The organism is Vreelandella sp. F11, assembly GCF_042466685.1.
In the GTDB taxonomy this organism is placed as follows: domain Bacteria; phylum Pseudomonadota; class Gammaproteobacteria; order Pseudomonadales; family Halomonadaceae; genus Vreelandella.
Genome location: NZ_CP170448.1, coordinates 2,397,507 through 2,414,803 on the forward strand (window position 1 = coordinate 2,397,507; position 17,297 = coordinate 2,414,803).

Genomic DNA, 17,297 nt, shown 5'->3' on the forward strand with positions numbered 1-17,297 from the left:
GCGCACCCGTCGCAACAGGCGAGCTAGCTCGCCTGTGCCTGCTTGCCCATCCCGGTAATCGCCTGTACCAGCTCATCCTCACTGACGTTGTCGCCATCAAACTCAGCGGTCACGCGGCCGTCATACATGGCGATAATGCGATTGCTCAAACCAAGGACTTCCGGCATCTCTGAGGAGATCACCAACACCGCATAGCCGGATTTGGCCAGGTCTTTCACCAGGGTGTGGATTTCCGACTTGGAACCCACATCAATACCGCGGGTAGGCTCATCGAGAATGAGTAATTTAGGGTGGGTATGTAGCCACTTGCCGATAACAATCTTCTGCTGATTACCACCGCTTAGATTGCCCACCTTCTGGCGCCAACTGGGCGTTTTGATTTTCATCGCCTGCTGATACTTGTCGTAGACTTGGCGCTCTTTTGCACTCGTCATAAAGCCCAACGACGACACACTGGAGAGGCTTGCCAGGGTCATGTTATCGCGACAGTTCATACCCAGAATCAGCCCCTGATCCTTACGGTCTTCCGGCACTAACGCGACACCGCTGACCACCGCATCGTGGGAGTTACGAAACGCCACCACTTTGCCGTCCAACACCACTTCACCGGCTGAGGGCGTGCGCAGTCCGAAGATCGTCTCTGCAACTTCAGAGCGCCCCGCCCCCACCAGCCCGTACATGCCCACAATCTCGCCCTTGCGAACATTAAAACTGACGTTCTCGAATACTCTCTTCACCGAGAGATTTCGCACTTCCAGCATGTTGTCGCCGAAATCGCTCGGTTTGCTGGCATGATCGAGCTCCAAGCTGCGACCGATCATCATTCGGGTGATTTCATCCTCGTTGGTATCCGCCGTATTGACGGTGCCGGTGTACTCACCGTCCCGCAGTACCGAGATGCGGTGCGAGAGGTGAAAAATCTCATCCATGCGGTGGGAGATATAAACAATCCCTACACCTTGCTCACATAGCGAATTAATCACGTCATAAAGTACGGGCTTTTCGTAGTCGGTGAGCGATGCCGTCGGCTCATCAAACACCACTACACGCGGGGTAAACGCCAGCGCACGGCCAATTTCAACCATCTGCTTCTTGGCAATCGAGAGCGACCCTACTAGGTCGTCATGTTGAAAACTGCATTTGAGAGTCGCCAGAATAGCGTTGGTATCTTCACGCAGTTTGCGCCAATCAACGCGATTGAATGGCTTTCTTGGCAAGCTACCGAGAAAGATGTTCTCGGCGACCGTCATCTCGGAAACCAGCGACTGCTCCTGGTGGATCAACACTACCCCTGCGCGCTTAGCATGCTTGGGATTTTCGAAAGCCATCTCCTGGCCACCAAGAATGATCTTGCCTTCGTTGGCTTGGTGCTTACCCGCCAGAACCTTCATTAACGTCGACTTGCCTGCACCGTTCTCACCCAGCAGCGCATGCACTTCTCCGGGCCGCACATCAAAATCCACGTTATTTAAAGCAACCACACCAGGAAAACGCTTGGTAATCCCTTCTAGTCGAAGTATCGGATCCGCGTTGATCGGCTGACGCTTTAAAGCACTGACTTGCTCATGCGCATTTTGAGACAGGTTTTCTTGTGAAGGGCTCATATCCGCACCTCCTTAGCCGAGGGTACATTGAGCTTCTTGTCGATAATCAGTACGGAAATAAGGATGGCGCCGAGGATGACCAGCACATAAAAAGCGGGCACCTGCATCAAGTTCATGCCGTTACGCAGAATGCCAATGGCGAGTACCCCACCCAAGGTGCCGACGATGCTTCCGTAGCCACCGGTCAACTTGGTACCGCCTAGCACCACGGCCGTAATCACCCAGAGCTCATAGTCACGGCCCAAATTGGGCGTTGCCGCGCCCATTTGGCTGGCGAGTAGCACGCCAGCTAATGCAGCGAAGAAGCCAACAATAATGAAATTGATCATCATGTGGCGCCCCAAGCGAATCCCCGCATCAATCGAGGCTTCTGGGTTGCCACCCACCGCAAAGGTATTACGGCCATGGCCCGTTCGCGTAAGCACCAAGTGCATGATCAGTGTGCAAATCAGGAAGATAATCGCCAGTACTGGAAAAGGCCCAATGGTGCTGGCACCGAAGTCAGAGAAGGCAAAATTCAGTGCATAAAACGACTGCTCACCGGTGTACAAGAAGATCAGGCCCCGCACCCCGAGCATGGCCCCCAGCGTGACGATGAAAGCGTTAACGCCCGTTTTCCATACGATGAAGCCATTAATGGCGCCCAGCAGAATGCCTGAGCCGAGTGCTGCGAGGATTGCCAGTATCATGCTGGTTTCCTGCAAACCCACCGCCAGTGAAGCAGCCAGCCCTAAGGTTGCCCCAACCGACAAATCGATGTTGCCGTTGATCATCACTAAGGTCATGCCTAGTGCGATTAGGCCGATAGTGGACGTCTGCACCAAAATATTAGAAATGTTGCCAAACGACAGAAAGTACTCTGACGTGAAGCTGAAAAAAATGAAGATGGCGAGGACGAAGATCCATATCGGTTGGATAGCCGTTTTGCCACGGAAGAACCCTTTTAAAAAAGTCATCTGTCACTCCTCCGCGTTATGAGTGGGTCGTCAACAAGCGCTTACGCTTGTTAGCGAGGTCCAGCCATACGGCCAGGATGATAATTACCCAGGTCACGATCCACTGGATGTAATAGGGGTAGCCCATCAGTAGCAGTCCGTTCTGGATAAAGCCCAGGATCAGTACACCAATCACTGTTTTCCAAATGCTGCCTGAACCACCCAGCAAGCTGGTGCCACCGAGGATGATGCCCGCCAACACCAGCAGCTCGTATCCCTGGCCAACGTTGTTTTGGGAACCCATAACACGAGAGCCAAGCACCAGTGCCGCACATGCCACGCAAAAGGCTGAAATCAGATAGGTACTGAAGACGCACCAGTTCTTGCGAATCCCCGAGTAAACGGCAGCCATCGGGTTACCACCGACAGCAAAAATACGTCGCCCGTAGCCGGTGTAGGACATCACTACTTGAACCAGAATGGCCAACAACCCAAATAGCAGGATGGGGACAGCAATTCCCGCGATATAGCCACGCCCAAAGAAGGCGAACCAAGTGCCATCTTGGTTAGCAATGTCAACGTTCTGGCCACCGCTATAGATCAGCACAAAGCCCTGGATCGCCGACAGCATGGCAAGCGTCACAATGAGCGAGTTAAGGCGCAGAAAACCGATTAAAAAGCCATTGACGGCCCCGATCATGAGCGTCAGCGCAAACATCATGAGGATGGCATTAGTTGGGCCAATCTTGTCGTGTAAATCCACAACGAGCACCGTCGAGAATGACAGCATCGATCCCACCGAAAGATCCAGGTTTCCACCGATGATCACCACGGTGACGCCTACCGCGATAATGCCAATAATCGAGGCTTGGCGAATCACCGTCATAATGTTCGACTGGGAGAGAAACTGCTCAGAAAAGAAAGAGAAAACGAACATACCGAGCAGGAAAAAAATGAGAATTCCCTGGGCTGATAGAAAGCTCATTACGCTAGCCTTACTAAGCTTTCCTGTCGGCAGCCTGGATTTAGATTGTTCAGCGGAAGCCATGCTTATCACCTGTTATGAAATCACTTGGAAAGACCGGTTAGCGCAATGGGCACACATATTTCCATTGCTGCTTTCCGCGCACTCCATGCGCAGGAACCCCTGCTTTCAGGCACATGCTGTATCCCGGAAACTGCACACTACACGCAGTCACTCCGGGCAGCATGCCTTACCTTAAAAAACGGGACGGTCGAACTCGCTGAGATTTTCAGCGGTGATTTTGGGGGTATCGAAGAAATTCATCTTCGGCAGGTCTTCTTCCGCCAGAACATCCAGTGCTGTTTGCAGAGCCGCCTCAGCATCATCCACGGGAGACTGATAAATAGAGCCGTAATACTCACCACGCTCAATCGCGTCGTAGCCAACGGCGAAGTTAGTGGCGCCAATGAAAATAATCTCATCAGCTCGGTCAGCGCCTTTAGCCGCATTCAGAGCGCCAACACCCATGTTGTCATCGCCCGAATAAACGCCGTCGATACGGTCGTATTTGGTCAAAAAATCTTCCATAACACGCTGAGCACGTTCACGGTTCCAGTTGCCTGGTTGCGTTTCCATCAGTTCAACACCCGGGCACGCTTCAGCTAGACGATCCTCAAATCCCTTTGCACGCTCCATTGCAGTGGTATAGCCGGGCTGGCCAGCAATTTGTACGATCTGCCCTTCTCCACCTAAGGCGTCACACATCATCTCGGCTGAGGAAATGCCTTGCTGGACGTTATCCGGCCCAGAGAAGGCAGCGATGTACTCTAGCCCCGCTTCAGCAATTTTAGAATTGGTCACGATCACAGGTATGCCTGCATTATGCGCCTGACGAATCGCCGGAATAACGGCCTGACCATTGGTCGGCCAGATAATGATGGCATCAACTCGCTGCTGAATGAGATCCTGCATCTGCCCAATCTGACGAGCGACATCACCACCGGCATCTAACACCACGATATCGACATTGCCTTCACGCTCGGCGGCCTCTTCAAAAGCACTTTCATAGGTGGTTTGGTAGCTATCAACACCTACATTATTTTGGGTTATACCGATGCGGTAAGGGCCTTCAGCCTGAGCAGCCGTGCCCGATATCATGATGACTGATGCGGCAAGAACGGTTTTCTTGAACATTGCGTTTCTCCTAGCGTTATTAATTGTTTTTATCTTGCAGACTATGTAAGCCTGGGTAAGGAGCTTACTGCTGGGCTCTGTTTCGACACAACGCGACCGGAGTAGAGAAATGACCAAATTGGTTTTTTTAATAAATTTCCTTGCGTAGCAAGGTAATGCTAGGAGGCGACACCAGTAGAATGTGTTAGCACAAAGTTGTTCAGCGTGCTCTTTTTGACAGCCAGTATTCGCGTTGAGGAGCTATTCCGAGGCAGCATTGATGCGGCTAGAGCTTACTAAAGGACGTGCTCAATGCCTCACTCCCCTACAGCGCTGCCGCCATTATCCTAGATCACAATCACGGGAGTGCTGATCCTGAACCCAGCAATGTAGTCCAGCGTATTGTCGTGTGACTGAAGGTAGCGCTGGGGTCGATGGGTATACGGATGATTGATCGTGTGGTGGGAAGTGATTGTTTAGGTCGTTTGAGGGATGGGAGTATTTTGGGGTAAATATTAGAAAAAATGGAGTTGCCCAGCGAGGCAGATCCTATAACGAGGCAAGCTTTCATTTTTCGCTAAGACGGTAAACGGCCAAAAGCGGTCGTTGGGTGTTTAGGAAACTAGGGGCGAACCACGTGGCCGTATCAAATGTCGATAATTGCCCAACCTGCCTGCTGCAGTGCTGTCCTCCTCTTGGTCTCGGCCTTACCCTCACCCATCGAGCTTTTGCGCATGGCCAGACAAAGCATATGAGTTGGCCTGGTCATCGCCACGTACATGAGCATCATGCTCTTCTTCGCCGTCTCGTTCGGACGCTGCGCAGCTGAGGCTTTGCCTTCAAGCCACGGCAAGAGCTTTTTGACGAAGTGAGTGCGGTTGTACGTTTCCAGAATCAGGGTGGCAGCATGCGTTTTACCCTTCTCGGCGTGAATCGAAGACAAGCGGATGTTCACGTGCTCAGAACCGGTCTCAAACCTGTATGTGTTGAGCAGCGCACCAACGTTGTCGCCTGGGTCTTCTACTTGAGGAGCAGGTGACCAGGCAAGGTAGGCTTCAGCATCCGTTGCTGCCATCCGTTGATCAGAAAACACCAACTCCGCCGCAAGATCCATTAAGCCTGAGGCAACCGTTGCATCCCATTCCGCCTGAGGAAAACCAGTGGGGCTAAACAACAGCCGTTCGAGCCATCCACGATATGCAGCGGCCACTCCAGGACGCCCGGCAAGATGCTGTTCGACGCATTGATGACTGCGAGACCTCGCCACAATCGCGTCACGGGGAAACGCCAGGCGCACAAGGGTCAACAAGCAGGACGCAATCAGTTCCACGCCTGAAGCCGCAGTTGCATCCTTAGCAACATATCGACGAGCGATGTGTACACCCTCTGCAAATGTACGTGGCTTAAAGGAAGGCTTATTAACCTCTGACTGATATGGTGCCCAGTAATGCTCAACCGCTTTGGGGTAATGCTCTGGCTTGTCATTGTCCAGCCGATGTACCGCTCCAACCGCATAGACACCTGACCTCCGCACACCTGCAGGTAGGTGCTGGATCAATAGCTGCCCATAGGTATCTAGCACGTTGCTCACATCGCCATCAGGGAAGACGATGATGGTATTAGGAGCAGGCAGGCAGGCACCACTCTGCCTTAACCCTACCAAACCACCAGTGATCGGCAGGTAAGCAAAGGGATTGGCGATTGACGCGATCGACTGATTGAAACGGAAGCTACTGGCGATCTCCATGGTGCTCGACTGATCGGGAAACGGCTCCGGCAGCTCCATCTTCTCTTCAAAAATTTCCTGGTTGGGATCCCCAACCCTGATGACACAAACATCTGGATCCTGGCGCGGAAAGACCTTGCTCAGAATGTCGGCCTGCTCGTACCGCGTATCTTGGATCTCATCGACCATAACGCAAGGAAAACGTGCTCGCAAAGCGCTAGCTACCGCAGGCTCTTGAGCCAGCAGCGCATCAGCCAACACGAACACTTCATCAAAGCAAAAATGCCCCGTCTTCGCTGCATGAGACATCGCTTTGCAGACCCTTTTGTAGGTGTCTGTGTGGGCCCCGAACTTGAAACTGGAACCTGTGAGCGGGTTGTCGAAATCGACAGTGCGCAAGCGCAACTTTTCGAGTTTGAGGTGTGCCGATTCAAAAGCGGTCTTGATGCCCGCGTATTCCCAGGGCTTCAGTGCTTTCCTACGAGCAGCATGTGTGAGTTCATCGTCGATGGCCGTGAGGGTAATGCCTTCCGATCGAAGCCATGGTGAAGCAAGGAATCGCCCAGTGAAGCCATGGATAGTGTCGATGTAATGCGGGTAGCGAAGCAGACGTTGCCCAATCTCCGAGCCTCCCAAGCGATGTTCAATTTCCTCCCGCGCTGCGTTGGTATGTGAAAGGACACAGATACCCTGAGTTCGACTCTTCCAATGGCGAGCGAGGATCGCCAGTTTGGCCACCACTAATGTGGTCTTGCCGCTGCCAGGGCAAGCGGAGACGTCCAGTGAGCTCATGGACTGCAGGAAGCTGCGCCTAGGCTCGTCTAATGCCTCCAATTTCATGAGATTGGTGACCCACTCCACATCGTCGTCGGTTATCGGATCAATGAGCTGGGTCAGGTTCATTCCTCGTTCTCCTCAACAGCTGCTGAAGTGCCGGCTACAGTGCCCGTGGCAACCGGCGTGACCGTAGACCCCGTCGGCGGCACTGCTGAGCCACTGGTGGCGTATTCGATCGCGTGAATCACAGACTTTGATAGCGAGTCACGCAGAGTTGTCGCATCCAGCGTCTTAGCCTCGAAACGGTCTTCTATCAGGTCGATCAGGTGCTGGGCAGTAATGGTTTTGGAGGCCTTCTTGACCAGCTTGTAGACAGCCGAACACCTGGCCTCCTTGGTGGAGTGGGCTGCCTCAATCGCCTTGAATGCGGTTTCAGCCTCAACCAAAAGAGCTGCTCTAGTCACCTTCCCCTGATCAACCTTTTCCTCGTTGATCGCTAGGTAAGCTGCCGCGTGCACTTCAAGCGCAAGACCGGAAAAGGCTAGGTCATATTCGAGTGTCCAGTGGTCTGCTACGAAGGTTCGAACGCACTGTCCGTCGCTCACCATCCGCTTCTGACGATGCTCAGCCATACCGGCTTCTTGCTCTGCAATATTCGCGCCGAAATCACGCACAGCCTTCCAGCGGCGGCTAGTACTGCTCCACTTGGGATCAGTCGGCCCCGTTACCAATTCGTGAATCTCAGGCGCGCAGTCAGGCATGACATCCATATCGGTAATACACGCCGTAGGAATGGAGATCTCACCCTTGCTCGTATCTCGACGCTGCATGATCTTGGAGTAGCGCCGCAACCCTACGCCGCCCACATTGATCACCGACACACCATGCTTGGTCAGGTCTTTTCCAAGCATACGCGCAAGGGCTGGCAGAAGGATCGCTTCAGCATCGCCCTCCACCACCAACAGCCCTTTGGCGAAGAACAATCCTGCTTTCGTGACATCTAGGAATCGACTCAGGAACCGATAGTCATCGGCGCCCAAGCAGGTCTGATCTTCAGCCAGGGAGAACGCGTGCCCTCGATGCATGAGCACAAGATTCTGGATCGGAATCTTTGAGCTTAAATTCGGGCTGTGTGTGGTCAGAACCACCTGTACCGGTCTCAAACCATCCTCAGGTTTCGCGGCCTTCTCAAGAAAATCCATAAGCTGCAGTTGCCGCTGCGGGTGCAGGTGAGCCTCAGGCTCTTCAATCAATAGCAGCGGCAGGCCGTCCGGCTCTTTTCCAAGCAGGAGGAGCTCGCAGGCCATAAATAGTACGTTGTTCGAGCCCAGGCCATACACGCCCCGAGACTCCCTCGAAGCGTGATTAAGCAGTCCGAGCTCTAGGCGCTCAAGGATCTGTTTCAGCCTCGCATCCTCGGTACCCCCCTCGCCGAAACTGATACGGCTTGTCAGGGGCCGTCCCGCAAGAGAAAGCGGGGCCAGGTAGTTTTGGTTGATAGCATGTTCAGCGCTGACGATAGCGCTGTGCTTGTTCACCAGATACCGCATGTAGTCGCCCATACCAGCAATGCTCAACGCTTCTGCATCAACGGGGCTAGCAGGCGGGGTGGCGGTATCGAAAGCGTTTCCGACATCGATGTTTGGGAAGCTGCTCAAGACCTGAGAGAGCCGAGAATTGCGGCCTGGCGACATCTCGCGCTCCGCATCACGTAATGGTTTCAAGTACGCAGTGGCGAGCAGAAGACGGGCCCCTGCATCCAGGGACGGCCCTTCCCCGTTCTCTCCGGAACGCACTGAAATATCCACCCATCTGCGGGTGAGCGTTGAGCCTTGGACGCGCGTGGCTGACCAATGGATGTGCAGCCGACCTACGCTGTTCTTGTAAGTAACATACTCAGCGAACGCACCCAGTTCGGCCTTACTCAAACCATCTAATGTGCACCTCAGCGTAATGGTGCTGGCCTGAGCTCCGCTGTTATCGATATGGAAATCTTCTAGTTGCAGCTTCAGGTATTCGGCATCACGGGTTTGCAGTACGTACCGGATCGCATCGATGACTGCCGTTTTACCTGCATCATTTTCTCCAACCAGCGCGGTGACACCTGGGTTGAAGGCGACCTCCAAGCCATGGTTGGCCTGGCCAAACTGGCGGAAATTTTCTAGTTTCAAAACAGATAGGTACACAGCGACGCTCCCTGTTACTCATGACGAGGCAGGGACGCCTATCTTGGCCATTTCTGCCAACCCAGTGCTGATCCCTGATGACTGGTAGATTTATGACATGATCTATCGGGCGAAACCAATCTCTTGGGATGACTGTCTGCTCCTGGCCGTTAGCCGCCCTCCACCAACTTCCGCTTTGGGCCGTTTCCAGCCAAATCCAAGCACTCATAATTCTTAAGATAACAGTATCTGAAGGAATAGCGGCTGTCACCACTCATGTGCATAGGCTTGAAAAATCCATTGAAAAAGGCGGCTGAAAATCTTCATCGCGTGGGCCTCTCTCAAGGTGAGTTTGCCAAGCTGCTGAGCGTAAGTTTTTGCACGCTTCACGGTTGGGAACACGGCCGTCGCGTGCCCACCGGCACTGCACGGACACTGCTGCGAGTCGCTGAAAAACACCCTGAAGCACTGACTGATCTCTCTTAATGAGATAAGGAAATCGAGGTATGTACCACGCCCAGGCAGAGGTAATTCAGAATTCCCAGACACATTCTGAACACAGTGAAAGACCGGAGCATTCTATGGAAGGGCTATTAGGCAGCAATCGTATGGCCTAAAAACTAAAAAAGCCCCTGACGAATCAGGGGCTGTTCAAGATAAGGTGGCGGAGGGACAGTCCGTTACTTTAACCTCCCCCAGCATCTCTCAAAGTCCATGACTATCAATAAAATCATAAGGTTGAATTGCCATTATGTCCACCGGAGTCTATGGTAATCCATAACATATGGGGGACTAACTGGGGGACTGCTCCCATTTTTTTGGAGAGGTAAACCATGGCAATACACAAACTTAGCCCACGTAAAGTAGCTTCTGCAGGGCCTGGAAAGCATGAAGATGGTGGTGGTTTACGTTTAGTGGTTTCCGAAGGTGGAGCTAAGAAATGGGTACTAAGGTTTACCTTCAATAGAAAACGTAGAGAAATGGGGCTTGGTAGTTTTCCAGATACTGGACTGGCCGAGGCCCGTCGCAAAGCAGAGAACTTCAGAAAGCTGGCCAAAGACGGTGTTGACCCTATCAACGCCCGAGACCTTGAAAAGCAGCAGCATTCTACACCTACGTTTACAAGTTGTGCTGCGCGTTACATCAAGTCTCATCGGCACAGTTGGCGTAATGCAAAACATGCTAGGCAATGGGTTAGTACATTAAAGACATATGCAAGACCCGTTATTGGTGAAATGCCAGTTGATGAAATCGATACTCATCACCTACTAAGAATACTTGAGCCAATCTGGAAGACCAAAACTGAGACCGCTAAGCGCGTGCAAGGTCGAATTGAGAATGTGCTAGATTTTGCGTCAGCACACAAGTATCGAGATGAAGCCAATCCTGCAAGATGGCGTGGCCACTTGGATAAGTTGCTCCCCAAACCTTCGCGGGTTAAAGAGGTTTCTCATCTTCCAGCTATGCCCTACGAAGAAGTAGGCTTATTTATTGCCGAGCTGCATGGGCACACCAGTATTTCATCTAAAGCTTTGCAATTTCTCATCCTGACCGCAACGAGAACATCCGAAGTTCTTAATGCAGAATGGCAAGAGATTGATCTAGGTAAGAAGACATGGACGGTTCCTGCTGAAAGGATGAAAGCACGAAGGGAGCACAGGGTGCCTTTATCCACCCAAGCAGTAGAGCTACTCTCTAGTCTTCCCCGAATCCAGGGTAATCTATTTATCTTTCCAGGCGCTCGACATGGACGCCCTCTGTCAAATATGGCAATGCTTCAGCTTATGCGAGGTATGGAATATGGTGTTGGTGGCACACGGGGTAACTTCGTCCCCCATGGTTTTCGCTCTAGCTTCAGAGACTGGTCGGGTGAAGTCTCCAGTTACCCTAGGGACGTAGCAGAAATGGCGCTTGCTCACACTATCGAAAACAAAGTCGAAGCCGCCTATCGGCGTGGTGATCTCTTTGAAAAACGTCGGGAAATGATGCAGGACTGGGCAAATTATGTAAAACCATAAAGAATCATCTGAAAATGACATTATCAGATGATTTATGTAATGGCACATAAAAGCATTTAACTGTCACTGCACAACAACATTTTTGGTATAAAACGCAATAAAACAAATACTTACTTAATAAAAGTCAAACTAAACCGCGCAAAATATGAGACACCTGAAGCGTTGCCTGCTGCTGTGTAGCGCCACTTTTTAGTAACATCCGTAGCCCTGATATTGAAAGCGTTAAGAAATATGCTGAGCTTTGAGGGTCGCGCTGAGCGGGAATGGAGCCTTCGACTTGCGCTTGCTCAATAACCGTTACAAAAAATGAAGTTATAGCCTGAACGCTTTGTGCAGCGGCCTCGGCTTCAGATGAGCCTTGGCTGCCAAGCTCAGTGGCAGAGTTAAAAATCAAGCAGCCCAAGGCGGCTTGCTCGCTTTCTGCCTGCTCGGCAGTGCGCATCAGAAGGCGCTCTATAAAACACCAAGCACTCTCTTCTTGTGCCAGTGAGGAAGTCAATTGAGCTAGCAGCTGTTCACGATAGCGTGCAAGCGCCTTCGTAAAAAGCGTCTCTTTATTACCATAGAGATGGTAAAGACTACTGCGCGAAATGTTCATGGCCTCTAAGAGATCACGCAGTGATGTATGGTGATATCCAGAACGCCAAAACGAATGCATGGCAGCGCTTAACGCCGCCTCCGGTTGATGCTGCATCGGCCTTCCAACGCTCATGTGTCTACCTCACTGCCTGTCTAACTGATTAGCTGCCTAATGTACCATATTGACGGTGCTACTGACTGTACGCGCTTTTTTATTCACCCATAAAAAAAGCCCGCATTGATCCTGCGGGCATAGGAAAAAAAGGCTTAATTAAGCAGTTCACGCACCTGTTTAATGCCTTCACGGGCGAGCTGCACCGGGCGGGAGTCGCTGATGGTCCAGGCTGCCATGGAGCCATCGTACATGGCGATATTCTCAAACCCAGCGACTTCGCTGAGCACAAACCAGTCGGTCGCTGCCCAATGGCCGGTATTGCAAAAAGCAATGGTGCGCTCACGGCTGTCCAGGTCAGCGTCATTAATGCGTGACTGCAGACCATCGACATCCAGGTAGTAAGCACCGTTTTGAACATTTAAGTGGCTTTGGTGCGGTAGGCTTCGTGCGCCTGGTATCGTTCCTGCCACTCGCGCAGCGGGTGATTTATTCTCACCAGAAAAATAGTCAGAGGGTCGTGCGTCTACCAACTGCGCCTGCTCTTCTCGCGCCGCCTCTACCTCTTCCGTACTTGCCACTAACTGCTCACGTAAAGACGCTTCGAAGTTTGTCGAATCAAAGGCATAAGGATCGCCCGTGGCAACGTCATAGCCCTGCTGCTGCCAGCCTGCAAAGCCACCGTTCAAAATCGAAACGTCATCGTGACCTAATACTTTCAAGGTCCAATAGATCCTTGCCGCGCTGCCAAAGTCCGTCGGCCCTGTCCCTGCTGGCACGATCACCACGTCGCTGTCGTTGCTGATCCCCAGGCTACCGATCAGTGCTTCCAAATCGTCGACCTCGGGCATCAACCCCGCCACGCTGTCACGGTTTTCGCGCCAACCATCATCGGTATAACTGGTATAGCGGCTACCAGGAATGCGCGCTTCTCGAAAGCTATCTTCATCTCCGCCGTTATCGATGGAGGAGCGAACGTCCAAAATCACCAGTGACGACTGCTCTTTGTGGGTATCCAACCACTGTGCATCCACCAGGGGCGGCATTTCCAACGCTTGAGCTTGGGTAATCACACTGAAGACACCAACGACACTGATAACGATGCGTTTCATGGAAACAACTCCTCTAACGGGAAGGAACGATTGGTACAATACCCTTATCATGCGCTATAAAAAGAGAAGTTGACAATAGCGTTTGACTATATGGCACTCTCCAAGAGCACAGGAAAATAATCTACGTGACGATGTAAGTATTTTGAAAATGGCCTCACTGAACATGAGAACAATGCATCAGGAGCACTGTTATGCCCCCTTTCACACCACGCTCATCTGCGTCACCGCCCACCTTCTGGCTAAGCGGTAAGCGCCATGCCGAGCAGGATCTTTTTTTTCGCCAGACGCTGCAAGCCAAGGGGTGGAAAGAGGGAAATGAACAGGACTGGCAGGCGGCCTGGGTCACCGGAATGCCGCCCAGGGCAGCGTTCAAGACGACGTCTGCCAGCCGTGTGATGAACCATATTCCCGGCAACGCCGCGCTCACGGTCAAAAGCCGCCTGCATGCGGGGTTGAGCGCGCTGCGCGAATGTACCCGGCGCCACTACGGTGAGGCGCATCCCAACACTAAGCGGCTGAATTTCTTCCCGCGCGCCTATGAAATGCCCCACGACTACCCGGCGCTTGTCGAAGACGCCGCCGCGCATCCAGAAAAGCGCTGGATTTTAAAGCCGACCAATGCGTCCAAGGGCCAAGGGGTTCAGGTGTTGCGCGACCCGACCACCGCGCCGTTGGCGCCCAACTGGCTGGTGCAGGAGTACGTTGCCAACCCACACACCATCCGCGGCCACAAATACGTGCTACGCCTTTATATGCTGATTGTCAGCATTGACCCGCTACGCGTGTATCTCTACGACCAGGGCTTTGCCAAGCTGGCCTCGGCGCCGTGGAGCCCGGACGACATCGACAACCCCTTTAGCCAGTTGACCAACCCCGACATCAACGCGCTCAACCTTGACGCCGAGATTCCGGTGGAGTTTATCGATCTTGACCGCTATCGCCACTGGCTTCGCGAGCAGGGCCACGACGACCAGGCGCTATTTAGCCAGCTTCACGATCTAGCCACGCTGACTGCGCTTTCCGGCGTCGAGGCGATGCGCGCCCGCTCCCAGGAAGACGGCGCCGATCCACGCGGCTGCTACGAGTTAATCGGCCTGGACTGCCTGGTCGACGACCAGCTCAAGCCCTGGATTCTGGAGTGCAACCTGAGCCCCTCGCTGGGCACCTGCGCCAAGCCCGAGCACGGCGGCGTGGTCGAAGAGGCCGTCAAAACCGGCCTTGTGCAGGACATGATTGCCCTGACCGGGCTTGCTCAACTGCCCCGCGACGAGGCGACCTTCGATGCCGCTGCACTGGCGGCCGAGCGTGAACGGGCCGGTGGGTTTGTACCGCTCTACCCGACCCTGGATGCCAATCGCTACCTGCCCTTTGTCGGGCTACCCAGCCTTGCCGATTACCGTTTGGCGGCTGAGCTCGCCCCGCTGAGCCTGTCTTTCCACGGCCAGGACGTCAGCGAGCTGATCGACGGTGAGCAATTGGCGCTTTACCACCACACAAGCGGGCGCTATTTCCAGCTTAACGACACCGCGGCGCTGATCTGGCTACTGGTCAGCGAAGGCGAGTCGATCGAGACCGTTATTGATCACCTGCAGGCGGCAAGCGGCGGGCAGGTCGACGCCGACACTCTTGCCAGCGATATGTGGGCCACACTTTCGCTATGGTGGCAGCATGGGCTGCTGGCGCCTGAGGATCGCGACACCTCAGCGCCCAACACGGCGTGCGCCGCTCGCGAGCACCCTGCTACCTCGCGCATTACGCTGTTCTTTGATCAGCGTCATTATTCGATCAGTGCTCCCCAGGGCCCAGTGGCAGAGCGCATTGCCAACGCCCTCGCGCCTCTGCTGGAGGCCGATAAAAAAGCCCCCGATGCGTCGCTGCACATACTGGAAAGCGCCAACGGCTATTGCCTGACCAACGACAGCCGGGTTATTCGCTCGCGTCTGCACCTCGACGACATCGTCCCCGCCATTATCCAGCACTGCTTGTCCCACACCGCTATTGATGGGCATCTGATACTCGATGTCGTGCTGCTGAGTCGACAGGAGGGGCATATCGTCTGCGTTACGCCCAACCAAGATTCTACCCAAGCGATGGAGACACTGAAGGCAGTGGCGGCTCATAACGGCCTTGCCCTGACATGCGGGGCACGCCTCTCTCTGGCCGCACCGGACACTTTGGAACCGCTTAATGTCCCGATTGAGGATGTCGGGTTCTTGTTTCAGGAACGCGGCCCTTGCGTTGGGCTTTTATGGCTTGATGCAGCCCCGTGCGTAAGCTCGGAGGCACCGTCGTCGCTTGAATGGCTCGGCGCCCTGCTGCCCATTGCCTTGGAAACAGCAGAACACCTACAAGGATTAAGCCCTGACGCCTTAACTGCGCTTCAGCAAATGATCCAGGGGGCGCGCTGCGCCCGGCTGGACACTAAGCAGGTCGAAACCGTTACCCAGTGGCTTAAACAGACACCGGTTTTATCCTCTTCCCGCGCCGCGGTATAGCGGCAGGAAGGCGCGCCATTTGGCGCATTTGCTTGTGACACTATAAGGAGAAACACCATGTCTCAACACGAAGCTAAACGTCGTTTACTGAGCCGTCTAAGCCGCCAGTTCGGCTATACCGCACCTGCCCTCGCCCTGGTGGCAAGCGGTCTTGCTTTCCAAGCCCAAGCAGACGAGCCCACCACAGGATTCACCCCGATGCAGGAAGCGCCCATGATGCTGGCCGAAGGCGGTGCCGAAGGTGAGGAAGAAGAAATGGAAGGCGAAGGTGAAGGTGAAGGCGGTGCCGAAGCCGGTTAACGATTTACAGCACGCTTAATCCGCTGTGTTGTGTTGTGCTGAGCTGGTGATGTCGCCAGCTCAGCGTATCAGGAGCTTCGTTATGCCAGTTACCTCATTGCAAGCCGCCGAGTCATGCGCCACGAGTAAGGAGCTGGTGGATGAAAACATCTATCCACTTAATCAGCTCAACGCTTTACTCTTACTACTGCCTTGTACGTTGTATCAACAGCTGTTTGATACCCAGTCAGTGGGTAAACATGTACGCCATGTACTAGAGCATTATCAAACGCTACTGGCAGGCCTCAAAGATGGCGTCCAAATATGTAATATCAATTATGAACAGCGTGCTCGCCAGGCAGCGCTGGAAGAAGATCCCGGCGTTGCGACACAAGCCGTTGACAAGCTTCGGGCTGAACTACAAGCGCTGGCCCACCAGCCCGCCGATATAACCATAATGGTTAACTACTCAGTCGACCCATCGGGCAATAACCTCACATTGCCTTCCAGCCTAGGTCGTGAGCTGGCGTTTCTAATGAGCCATACCGTACATCATATGGCGCTTATCCGGCTGTTGTGCGAATCAATGAACATGTCCGTATCAAGCGATTTTGGTGTACATCCCTCCACGCTGCGCTTTTGGCAACAAAACATGCGTTAAGTCGTTTTTTTATCGAGGAGAGCTAGCAATGAACCCATTTATCAAACAATCCCGCTATTTCCTTACAGTGTTGATGGTGGCAGGAGGCAGTGGATCGTTTATCACCCAAGCATCCGCGAATGAGCCGATTGATTGGCCAGAAGAGGGTTGGACAATCATTGCTTCAGAGAAAAACTACGCGACGCTGCTCGATGATCTACACCAGGCTGTTTCAGACGCTGGGATGGTTGTTGTCACAGAAGCAGGTCCAACCGAGGCCGCTGCACAGCGCGGCGAAATCATTCCAGGCAATCGAGTCGTCGGGGTATTTCGTAACGATTTTGCGGTAGATATCATCCGTGAAAGCGTACCGGCAATGATTGAAGCGCCACTGCGGTTCTACGTTACTGAAGATTCATCCGACAGCGCGACACTGTCATGGAAAATACCTAGCTACGTTTTTGCTCCTTATATCAACCAGAGCACGCCTAAATTAGACGATACCGCTCAGGCTTTAGATGCCTTATTTCAACAAATAGGCGATAGCGCTGTGTCACCTTGATGTAGCAGCGCGTATACCCCTTAACAGTCGGTGTGGCTCGCTTGGTTGGTGTGGTCTCCCTCGATTTTAGTCAGCATGAAATAATTTGACGTTTGCGTTTCAACTTGTCCAGACGTCCTAACGTTAAGTCAATAACACCAATCGAATGGTTATATT

The 17,297-nt window shown here is 53.2% G+C and carries 15 protein-coding genes; 7 read left to right on the forward strand and 8 right to left on the reverse strand.

What is annotated here, in order from left to right; genetic code table 11:
- Positions 1–23: 23 nt before the first annotated feature.
- The 4 genes from ACFIOZ_RS10925 to ACFIOZ_RS10940 form a co-directional block, all read right to left on the reverse strand.
- Complete coding sequence (locus ACFIOZ_RS10925) at positions 24–1,604, reverse strand: sugar ABC transporter ATP-binding protein (protein WP_386083924.1); 1,581 nt, start codon at positions 1,602–1,604, stop codon at positions 24–26.
- Positions 1,601–2,560, reverse strand: coding sequence for an ABC transporter permease (locus ACFIOZ_RS10930; RefSeq protein ID WP_386083925.1), 960 nt, complete (start codon positions 2,558–2,560; stop codon positions 1,601–1,603). Before ACFIOZ_RS10930 ends, ACFIOZ_RS10925 begins: the two co-directional genes overlap by 4 nt.
- Positions 2,561–2,576: 16 nt before the next feature.
- Entirely contained in the window at positions 2,577–3,524 is a 948-nt protein-coding gene (locus ACFIOZ_RS10935) for an ABC transporter permease (RefSeq protein ID WP_386083927.1), read from the reverse strand.
- Between the two features lie 234 nt (positions 3,525–3,758).
- The gene (locus tag ACFIOZ_RS10940) at positions 3,759–4,697 is read right to left on the reverse strand and encodes a sugar ABC transporter substrate-binding protein (protein WP_386083930.1); all 939 of its coding nucleotides are present in this window, start codon (positions 4,695–4,697) and stop codon (positions 3,759–3,761) included.
- 284 nt (positions 4,698–4,981) lie between these two features.
- Here ACFIOZ_RS10940 and ACFIOZ_RS10945 point away from each other — a divergent pair, with 284 nt between their 5' ends.
- Positions 4,982–5,089, forward strand: coding sequence for a JAB domain-containing protein (locus ACFIOZ_RS10945; RefSeq protein WP_386083933.1), 108 nt, complete (start codon positions 4,982–4,984; stop codon positions 5,087–5,089).
- 233 nt (positions 5,090–5,322) lie between these two features.
- On the opposite strand, the gene ACFIOZ_RS10950 is transcribed toward ACFIOZ_RS10945, so the two are convergent.
- Positions 5,323–7,305: a UvrD-helicase domain-containing protein gene (locus ACFIOZ_RS10950; protein ID WP_386083935.1), complete on the reverse strand. Its 1,983-nt coding sequence runs from the start codon at positions 7,303–7,305 to the stop codon at positions 5,323–5,325.
- On the reverse strand, positions 7,302–9,365 hold the full coding sequence (locus ACFIOZ_RS10955; RefSeq protein WP_386083937.1) for an ATP-dependent nuclease: 2,064 nt from the start codon (positions 9,363–9,365) through the stop codon (positions 7,302–7,304). The genes ACFIOZ_RS10950 and ACFIOZ_RS10955 overlap by 4 nt, the downstream gene beginning before the upstream one ends.
- A 267-nt stretch (positions 9,366–9,632) precedes the next feature.
- Here ACFIOZ_RS10955 and ACFIOZ_RS10960 point away from each other — a divergent pair, with 267 nt between their 5' ends.
- Entirely contained in the window at positions 9,633–9,830 is a 198-nt protein-coding gene (locus tag ACFIOZ_RS10960; protein WP_386083940.1) for a helix-turn-helix domain-containing protein, read from the forward strand.
- A gap of 347 nt (positions 9,831–10,177) precedes the next feature.
- Positions 10,178–11,362 carry a tyrosine-type recombinase/integrase gene (locus tag ACFIOZ_RS10965; protein WP_386083943.1) on the forward strand — a complete coding sequence of 395 codons (1,185 nt, stop codon included), beginning with the start codon at positions 10,178–10,180 and terminating at the stop codon, positions 11,360–11,362.
- 124 nt (positions 11,363–11,486) lie between these two features.
- Here the strand turns inward: ACFIOZ_RS10965 and ACFIOZ_RS10970 are convergent, their stop codons facing one another.
- The gene (locus tag ACFIOZ_RS10970; protein ID WP_386083946.1) at positions 11,487–12,056 is read right to left on the reverse strand and encodes a TetR/AcrR family transcriptional regulator; all 570 of its coding nucleotides are present in this window, start codon (positions 12,054–12,056) and stop codon (positions 11,487–11,489) included.
- A 152-nt stretch (positions 12,057–12,208) separates the two neighbouring features.
- Complete coding sequence (locus ACFIOZ_RS10975; protein WP_386083948.1) at positions 12,209–13,165, reverse strand: sulfurtransferase; 957 nt, start codon at positions 13,163–13,165, stop codon at positions 12,209–12,211.
- Positions 13,166–13,356: 191 nt separating this feature from the next.
- Here ACFIOZ_RS10975 and ACFIOZ_RS10980 point away from each other — a divergent pair, with 191 nt between their 5' ends.
- The 4 genes from ACFIOZ_RS10980 (at position 13,357) to ACFIOZ_RS10995 (ending at position 17,141) form a co-directional block, all read left to right on the forward strand.
- Positions 13,357–15,660, forward strand: a complete 2,304-nt coding sequence (locus ACFIOZ_RS10980) for a PqqD family peptide modification chaperone (protein ID WP_386083950.1) — start codon at positions 13,357–13,359, stop codon at positions 15,658–15,660.
- A 57-nt stretch (positions 15,661–15,717) separates the two neighbouring features.
- Complete coding sequence (locus tag ACFIOZ_RS10985; protein ID WP_386083952.1) at positions 15,718–15,960, forward strand: hypothetical protein; 243 nt, start codon at positions 15,718–15,720, stop codon at positions 15,958–15,960.
- An 82-nt stretch (positions 15,961–16,042) separates the two neighbouring features.
- Positions 16,043–16,600: a hypothetical protein gene (locus tag ACFIOZ_RS10990; protein ID WP_386083954.1), complete on the forward strand. Its 558-nt coding sequence runs from the start codon at positions 16,043–16,045 to the stop codon at positions 16,598–16,600.
- A 28-nt stretch (positions 16,601–16,628) separates the two neighbouring features.
- Positions 16,629–17,141: a DUF302 domain-containing protein gene (locus tag ACFIOZ_RS10995; RefSeq protein WP_386083956.1), complete on the forward strand. Its 513-nt coding sequence runs from the start codon at positions 16,629–16,631 to the stop codon at positions 17,139–17,141.
- The last annotated feature ends 156 nt before the right edge of the window (positions 17,142–17,297 follow it).

Coding starts and splice junctions, on each gene's coding strand:
- ACFIOZ_RS10930 (WP_386083925.1), bottom strand. CDS start 2,560: ATGACTTTTTTAAAAGGGTTCTTCCGTGGCAAAACGGCTATCCAACCG.
- ACFIOZ_RS10965 (WP_386083943.1), top strand. CDS start 10,178: ATGGCAATACACAAACTTAGCCCACGTAAAGTAGCTTCTGCAGGGCCT.
- ACFIOZ_RS10970 (WP_386083946.1), bottom strand. CDS start 12,056: ATGCAGCATCAACCGGAGGCGGCGTTAAGCGCTGCCATGCATTCGTTT.
- ACFIOZ_RS10980 (WP_386083950.1), top strand. CDS start 13,357: ATGCCCCCTTTCACACCACGCTCATCTGCGTCACCGCCCACCTTCTGG.
- ACFIOZ_RS10995 (WP_386083956.1), top strand. CDS start 16,629: ATGAACCCATTTATCAAACAATCCCGCTATTTCCTTACAGTGTTGATG.
- ACFIOZ_RS10990 (WP_386083954.1), top strand. CDS start 16,043: ATGCCAGTTACCTCATTGCAAGCCGCCGAGTCATGCGCCACGAGTAAG.
- ACFIOZ_RS10935 (WP_386083927.1), bottom strand. CDS start 3,524: ATGAGCTTTCTATCAGCCCAGGGAATTCTCATTTTTTTCCTGCTCGGT.
- ACFIOZ_RS10950 (WP_386083935.1), bottom strand. CDS start 7,305: ATGAACCTGACCCAGCTCATTGATCCGATAACCGACGACGATGTGGAG.
- ACFIOZ_RS10940 (WP_386083930.1), bottom strand. CDS start 4,697: ATGTTCAAGAAAACCGTTCTTGCCGCATCAGTCATCATGATATCGGGC.
- ACFIOZ_RS10975 (WP_386083948.1), bottom strand. CDS start 13,165: ATGAAACGCATCGTTATCAGTGTCGTTGGTGTCTTCAGTGTGATTACC.
- ACFIOZ_RS10925 (WP_386083924.1), bottom strand. CDS start 1,604: ATGAGCCCTTCACAAGAAAACCTGTCTCAAAATGCGCATGAGCAAGTC.
- ACFIOZ_RS10985 (WP_386083952.1), top strand. CDS start 15,718: ATGTCTCAACACGAAGCTAAACGTCGTTTACTGAGCCGTCTAAGCCGC.